The organism is Frankia sp. CcWB3 (assembly GCF_977927595.1).
In genome coordinates, this window is the sequence record NZ_CDWRCK010000218.1 from 1 (window position 1) to 7156 (window position 7156).

Below are 7156 nucleotides of genomic sequence, written 5' to 3' on the forward strand. Positions count from 1 at the left end.
CCCACACGCTGACCGCACCGGTGGATCCGGCCCGCCCGGGCGGTGCCGGATCCACCGGTGCGGTCAGCGTGTGGGTGGCGGTCAGCGTGTGGGTGTAGGGATGATGCGGTCCGGCCAGTACCGCGGCGGCCGGGCCGACCTCCACGATCCGGCCCCGGTGCAGGACGGCGACCCGGTCGGCGAGGTAGCCGACGACGGCCAGGTCGTGCGAGACGAACAGGTAGGACACGCCGTCGGCGTCCCGGGTGGTGGCGAGCAGCTCGAGCACCGCGGCCTGGACGCTGACGTCAAGCGCGGACACCGGCTCGTCGCAGACGATCAGCTTGCGATCGCCCGCGAGGGCCCGGCCGATCGCGACGCGTTGCTTCTGACCGCCCGACAGCCTCGGCGTCATCACCGGCAGCAGCCGGGAGCCGAGCTCGACGCGTCCGGCAAGGTCGGCGACCGTGCCCTCGCCGCGCAGGGTCACCAGTGCCCGGCGCAGCACCGTGGCGACGGTGTGCCGGGGATTGAGGGTGGTATCGGGGTCCTGGAAGACCATCTGCACGCGTCGGCGGTTGTCCGCGCGGCGGCGGAACAGCGATGCCGGTAGCGGCCGGCCAGCGAGCCGGATCTCGCCGGGTCCGTCCGGGCCCAGGCCCGCCACGGCTCGGGCAAGGGTCGTCTTCCCGCTGCCGGACTCCCCGACAAAGCCGAGTACCTCCCCGTGGCCGATGTCGAGGTCGATACCGGTGAGCACGGGTGTCCGGCCATAGCTGCGGGACAGCCCCCGCACGGTCAGCAGCCCCGGCCGGGCCTCCCGCGGGGCCACGCCGACGACCTGTTCGGGACGGCGCAGCAGTCCGACGCGGTCGCCGTGATGGCAGCGCACCGTGTGCCCATCGTGCCCGCCGGGTCCGTCCGGGGAGTCGGCGACGGGGGCAAGCGGCGGCTCGGACGCACGGCACACCTCGTCGGCGAGCGCACACCGGTCGACGAAGATGCAGCCCACCGGCCGGTCGGTCGGCGACGGCGGCTGCCCGGGCACCGCCGGTATCCTGCGTTCCCGCCTGCTCATCCCCACCCGCGGGACGGCGGCGACGAGGGCGGCGGTGTAGGGGTGGCCAGGCGCGGTGAGCAGGTCGGCCGCCGTGCCCTGTTCGACCAGGCGGCCCGCGTACAGTACGCCCACCCGGTCACAGGTACGCGCCACCAGTTCAAGATCATGACTGACAAGCATGACGGCGGCGTCGATCCGGCGCCGCAGCGCCTGGATCAGGTCGAGGACCTCCCGCTCGACGGCGGCGTCAAGGCCGGTGGTCGGCTCGTCGAGGACGAGCAGGCGGGGGCTGCCGGCGAGGGCCGCGGCGATGCCGACCCGCTGCTGCTGGCCCCCGGAGAGTTCGTGCGGCCAGCGTCGCGCGATCGTCGCGGGCTCGGGCAGCCGCACCGCGCCGAGCAGCTCGACGGCCCGCGCCCGGGCCTCGGCCCGGGACAGCCCCCCCCAGCCGGCAGGCCTCCGCCACCTGCGCGCCGACCCGCACGGTGGGGTCCAGGCTGCTGCTCGTGCCCTGGTGGACCATGGCGAAGGCGTCGGCCCGCCACCGCCGGTGCTCCCGGGCGGACAGGGCCCGCACGTCGACCCCGTCGAGCACGATGCGGCCGGCGTCGATGGCACCCCCGCCGGGCAGCACGCCCGCGAGCGCCGCGGCCAGCGTGCTCTTGCCGCACCCCGACTCTCCGACCAGGCCGTAGGTCTCACCGGGTCGGACCCGCAGGCTGACGCCGTCGACGGCGACGGCCGGTCCGCCGGACGACGGGTAGCTCACCGTCAGTCCTTCGACGACAAGCCCCCCGGCGGCCACGGCCTCGCCCACCACCGCGTCGCCCACCACCGCGTCGCCCACCACCCCGTCGCCCACCACCGCGCGGCCTGTTCCCGCAGGTTGTCGGCGATCAGCGCGACACCGATGACGAGACTTCCGACGGCGAGCGCCGGGAACAGCACCGTCCACCAGCCCTGCTGGAGGAAGACCCGGTTGTCGGCCACGGAGGCCCCCCACTCCGGGGATCCCGGTGGCTGGCCGAGTCCGAGAAAGGACAGGGTCGAGGCGGCGAAGACCGCGTCGCCCAGCCTCGACGTCGCCTCGACCAGCACGGTTCCGGTCACGTTGGGCAGCACCTCCCGCCACAGCAGCGACCAGAACGGCTCGCCACGCAGCCGGACGGCCTCGACATAGGGCTTCTCCCGCTCGACCAGCACGGCCGCCCGCACGCTGCGGGTCACGATCGGGACGAAGAACGTTCCGATGACCAGGACGAGGGTGGTCGTCGAGCGGCCCACAAGTGCCACCACCACCACCACGGCCGCGACCAGATTCGGGAAGACAGCGAGCACATCGACGACCCGCATCACGATCTCGTCGAACAGGCCGCGCCGCGCGCCGCATACGAGCCCGAGCAGGCTTCCGACCGCCACCCCGAGCGCGGTCGCCAGCGGAGCGACCTCGAGCACCGGGCGGGCTCCTGCCATCACCCGCGACAGCACGTCCCGGCCGAACTGGTCGGTGCCGAACAGGTGCCCGCCGCCCGGCCCCAGCATCCGCTGGGACGGATGCTGGGCCATCGGATCCGCCGGCGCCAGCTGCGGCCAGAACACCGCGACGACGACCCAGCCGACCAGCAGGAACGCGCCGACCACGAAGCCAGCCCGGAAGCCAGCCCGGGAGCCGACTGTGACGCTCGCCGCGGAATCCACCGCGGTGTCGTTCACCGCGCCCCCTCCCCACCCGTACGCGCGGATCGAGCAGCGCGTACACCAGGTCTGCGACGACGTAGATGCCCATCCCCACCGCGCCGAGCACGATCGCGCCGGCCTGCAGGGTCGGCACGTCCTTACTGGTCGCCGACGACAGCAGCAGGTCGCCGATGCCCTGGTAGCCGAACAGCAGCTCGACGGTCACCAGTCCCGCGAGCAGGAACTGCAGCTGCACGGCGAGCGCGCTCGTCGCCGGCACCAGCGAGTTGCGCAGCACGTGCCCGCGCACGAGCTGCGCCTCGGACATGCCACGCACCCGCATTGCCCGGATGAACGGGCTGGCGAGGACCGCGACCGTGCTCGCCCGCACGTGCCTGGCGACATAGCCGGTGCACAGCAGGACCAGGCAGACTGCGGGCAGCAGCAGATGCCGGATCAAGGTCAGCGGACCGGCCCCCGGCGGTGCCTGCGCCGACGAGGGCAGCCAGTGCAGCTTCACGCTGAAGAGGACCAGCAACACGACGCCGGTGACGAACTCGGGAACGGCACCGAGGCTCAGGCCTGTGACGCTGAGGATCCGGTCGGTCAGCCGCCCCTCGCGCAATCCCGCCGCAAGGCCGAGCGCCAGCGCGACAGGGACCAGCAGGACGAAGGCGAGCAGGGCAAGCGTCGCGCTGTCGAGCAGACGCTCGATCACTAGCGGGCGGACGTCGACTCCGAGCGTGTAGGAGCGCCCCCAGTCACCGGTGGCGAACCCACCCAACCAGTGCAGGTAGCGGGGCACCAGCGGCTCGTCGAGACGCAACTGGTGGCGCAGCGCGTCCACCGACGCCTGGCTGGCCTCCCGGCCCAACACGACGCGCGCCACGTCGCCGGGGATCAGTTCGGTGGCGATGAACACCAGGAAGCTGACCGCCAGCATGGTGACGGGGATCGTCGCCAGCCGCCGGGCCAGGAAACGCACCATGCCGGATCAGGCCCGGCTCACGGTTGTCAGGTCGAGGAAGGCCGACGGGTGGGCGCGTAGCCCCCTGACCCGGTCGGACCGGTAGGCCCGGACGGCCCCGGACCACACGGTGATGATGACCGGCACGTCCTCGTGAAGGGCCCGCGCGATGATCTCGGCCTGCTTCTTCCGCTCGGCGGGGTCGGTCGCGGCGTCGTAGGCGTCGGCCGCGGCGTCCAGGGCGGGGTTGGCGTACTTCGAACCGTTCCAGACCGCGTGGCTCTTCACCATCGGGATGATGAACTGGCTTGGCGTCGGGCGGCCCACCCAGCCGACGAGGTTCGCGGTGGTGAACAGCCAGGGGGTGTCGGTCTCCTGGTTGCCGCCGTAGAACGCATCGGAGGTCTGCTGGTCGAGATCGACCGTGATCCCCACCTGCTTGAGCTGGTCCTGGATGACCAGCGCGTAGGCCTTGTTCGGGACGCCGAAACTGAGAGTGAACCGCAGGTTCTCGACCCCCGCGGCGGACAGCAGCGACCGGGCCTTCGCCGCGTCCTTCGCGCGTTGCGCGAGGTCCTTCGGGGCGGCCGCGAACGCGGGCGCGAGAAGGTGGTCGTTGCCGAGGACGCCGACCCCGTTGTAGACGGAGGCGAGGACACCCGGCCGGTCCAACGCGTAGGCGATGGCCTGCCGGACCTCCTTCTTCGTGAACGGTGGCTTGTCGACGCGCAGGGTGAACGCGGTCAGGCTGGTACCGCTGACCTTGTCGACGGCGATGGAGTTGCTTCCGGCGATCGGGACGACGAGGTCGGCCTCGGACAGGATCTGCGCGTCGATGGCGCCGCTCTGCAATGCCAGCAGGTCGGCCTGGGCGTCCTTGTGGAAGGTCACCTTGACGCCGTCGAGGTAGGGCTTGCCGGCGTCCCGGTACTTCGGGTTGCGGCGCAGCGAGGCTCCCTGGCCGACGTCGTAGGAGTCGAGCCGGAACGGCCCGGTGCCGATCGCCTTCGTGGCGAACGTGCCGACCTTGTAGTCGCTCTTGAGCACGACCGCGTTGTAGTTGCCCGCGGAGACCAGGTAAGGGAAGTCGGAGAACGGCCGCTCGAGGTGGAAAACCACCGTGTCCGCCCCCGACACCGCCACGCCGCCGGCCTTGAGGACTGACGCGAAGGCGGACAGGGCGGCGGACTTGTTCGCCGGGTCCAGCAGCCGGTCGAACGACGCCTTCACGGTCGGCGCGTCCAGCGGGGTGCCGTCGGAGAAGAGCACGCCCTTGCGCAACGTGAACGACCAGGTGCGTCCCGCGTCGGACGACGTCCACCCGGTCGCGAGCTGAGGGCGGAGCTGGAAGTCCGGATCGAGCCAGATCAGGTACTCGGCGACGAGCTGGACCAGCGCGATCACGGTGCCGTCGTACATGGTCACCGGGTCCAGCGCGGTGGGCGGCGTCGGAGCCCCCAGGATGATCAGGCCGCTGCGCCGGCCTCCCGCGGCGCCCGACGCGCCGGCCGCGCCCGTGTCCGCGCTGGATCCGGAGCTGCCGCAGGCCGCGAGGAACGCGGCGATGCCGCCCGCACGGGATGCTCGGCGGCGGAGGACGTCCGATTCCCGGCGATGTCGATCGGGGAAGTCGGAAATGACGACATGGATATGGATCCTTTGCGTGATGAACGAGGAGGAGGAAGAGGAAGAGGAGGAAGAGGAAGAGGAGGACGGGCGTCGCACCGCGATGGTCGCGACGTGGAAGTGTGAAGTGTGGGTCAGCGCCCGATCACCCGAACGACACGTGCCCGTCCAGAAAATCGGCGATCGGATCCGACACCCGACCCCGGCAATTATCCGGGAGAAGGACCGTCAAAATCTGGAGGAAATTTTCGGAAACAATGTTGACCGCTAAATCCACGCGACGTGCGGCCAGCTCGTTCTCCCCGTCAGCGACAACACAGGGAGCTTGCGACGCGGCGGAGGTCGAGATACCTCCGGGCAACAAATGCCCACTTCAACATCACACTCTGACCATAGCCGAGGGTCGGGCACAGCGCAATGACACGCACCCATACAACCTTGAGTACATGAGCGATATACGTTCCGTATGCCATACGGAATGGAGTTGCTGGACGACAGCCGTCCACGTTGCTCACGATCTGCTGGCTTACGCCGGGCAGCTAGCGGCCCGGCCCACCCACGCCTACCTGCCCTTCGATCTGACCGTTCCCCCGGACACGCCACCGCGCGAGGTGCTCCAGGTCATCACCGCATGCGGTGGACTGCTCAGCAGCGCGCTGGCCACCGCCGACCCCGCAACGCAGGCCTGGCATTGGGGGCCATGCGATCCCGAGGGCTTCGCGGCGATGGGCGTCGCCGAAACCCTCCTCCATACCTGGGACATCGCCGCGGGGCTGACGGTCTCTTGGCGGTTCCCATCGCTCCTGGGCATACGGGTGCTTCGCCGTCTGTTCCCCGATGCACCGGACGGAGACCCGGCTCAGGTGCTGCTGTGGTGCACCGGCCGGAGTGAGCTCGACGGCCGGCCTCGACGCACTTCTTGGAGGTGGGAGGCGACCACCAGGGCACGGCCATTCCAGCAGCCCGCTCCACAGGTCTGACCCGGTTCAGCGTCCTGTGAGCGGTCCACCGGCCTGCCCGCGAGGTGGGCGGATCCGCTCCACTCGGCCAACGGTTTCCGGCGGACCGATATCATCGACCGTTCCCAGGATACCCTCGAACCCGCCCGTCCCGCCTTCGCCGCGTTCCGGGACCTCCCGGTGGCCCGGCAGAACCACTTCCCGTTCGACTCGCTCGAGGATTTCATCGAGAACGGTTCCGCGCTCGCCGGGTCCGCCGAGCAGGTAACCGAGAAACTACTCGACCTCCACCGGCTGTTCGGCAACCAGGTGCTCGGTGTCGGGGTGGAGGGTTTCTTCTTCGCCTGTCGCCGACGGTCGGCGGGCGCCGGCCCTGGGATCCGGGTCGGCATACGGCGGCCGTGCACGGCGGCCGTGAGTACGGATCAGCGTGCGGCAGTGGTGAACACCCGGTCCTCGCCGTCGGACGTGTCGCACACCCCGGCGACCGCTCCGACCGCCGGAATGGCGGCGATGACGGCTTCCAGCAAGGTGCGGGCGGTGGCGAGGTCATCGATGGCCGTGGCGATCCGGTCCCGTTCCCGCTGGAGGTGGGGCAGCAGCTCGGCCGCTCGGATGCCCTGACCTGGACGCTACGTCTTCAGGCAACCCGTCCACGACACGGAGACATCACGACCCTCCATAATCGGCACCCATGTCGACTCTTCAGACATCGACGCTTAAGATAACCTAATGCCTGATCTCGGGGACTACATAGGCATCACCTCAGGAGCTGCCGACCGCCAATGGGCCCGGGTGCTGGCCCGCATGCCGCGCTCATCCGAGGTGAAAGCTCGCCAGGAGACGTTCACTCCCGTCGAGACGCTTCTCTGCCTAGTACTCCAACCC

Annotated in this window: 6 protein-coding genes and 2 pseudogenes; 3 read left to right on the forward strand and 5 right to left on the reverse strand. The window is 70.5% G+C overall.

Translation table 11 applies throughout. From position 1 onward, the window contains the following. The 5 genes and pseudogenes from ACY5KJ_RS15530 to ACY5KJ_RS15550 all read right to left on the reverse strand — a co-directional run. Positions 1–1219, reverse strand: a 1219-nt coding sequence (locus ACY5KJ_RS15530) for an ABC transporter ATP-binding protein (RefSeq protein WP_462203671.1), incomplete at its 3' end; no start/stop codon positions are given. 30 nt (positions 1220–1249) lie between these two features. Next, positions 1250–1904 (reverse strand): annotated as a pseudogene (locus tag ACY5KJ_RS15535) (ATP-binding cassette domain-containing protein); the annotation flags it as partial. Beyond that, entirely contained in the window at positions 1811–2752 is a 942-nt protein-coding gene (locus ACY5KJ_RS15540; protein WP_462203672.1) for an ABC transporter permease, read from the reverse strand. The pseudogene ACY5KJ_RS15535 and the gene ACY5KJ_RS15540, both read right to left, overlap by 94 nt. Positions 2753–2828: 76 nt before the next feature. Continuing rightward, positions 2829–3704: pseudogene (locus ACY5KJ_RS15545) on the reverse strand (ABC transporter permease); the annotation flags it as partial. 6 nt (positions 3705–3710) lie between these two features. After that, the gene (locus ACY5KJ_RS15550) at positions 3711–5102 is read right to left on the reverse strand and encodes an ABC transporter substrate-binding protein (RefSeq protein ID WP_462187491.1); all 1392 of its coding nucleotides are present in this window, start codon (positions 5100–5102) and stop codon (positions 3711–3713) included. A gap of 244 nt (positions 5103–5346) precedes the next feature. Between ACY5KJ_RS15550 and ACY5KJ_RS15555 the strand changes: the two genes are divergently transcribed. The 3 genes from ACY5KJ_RS15555 to ACY5KJ_RS15565 all read left to right on the forward strand — a co-directional run bounded on the left by ACY5KJ_RS15555 (position 5347) and on the right by ACY5KJ_RS15565 (position 6892). Next, positions 5347–5580 (forward strand): hypothetical protein, encoded by a 234-nt coding sequence (locus tag ACY5KJ_RS15555; protein WP_462187486.1) that lies wholly within the window; start codon positions 5347–5349, stop codon positions 5578–5580. Between the two features lie 175 nt (positions 5581–5755). After that, the gene (locus ACY5KJ_RS15560; RefSeq protein WP_462187487.1) at positions 5756–6289 is read left to right on the forward strand and encodes a hypothetical protein; all 534 of its coding nucleotides are present in this window, start codon (positions 5756–5758) and stop codon (positions 6287–6289) included. Positions 6290–6448: 159 nt separating this feature from the next. After that, a complete protein-coding gene (locus ACY5KJ_RS15565; protein WP_462187488.1) occupies positions 6449–6892 on the forward strand; it encodes a hypothetical protein in 444 nt (147 codons plus the stop codon). Positions 6893–7156 lie beyond the last annotated feature (264 nt).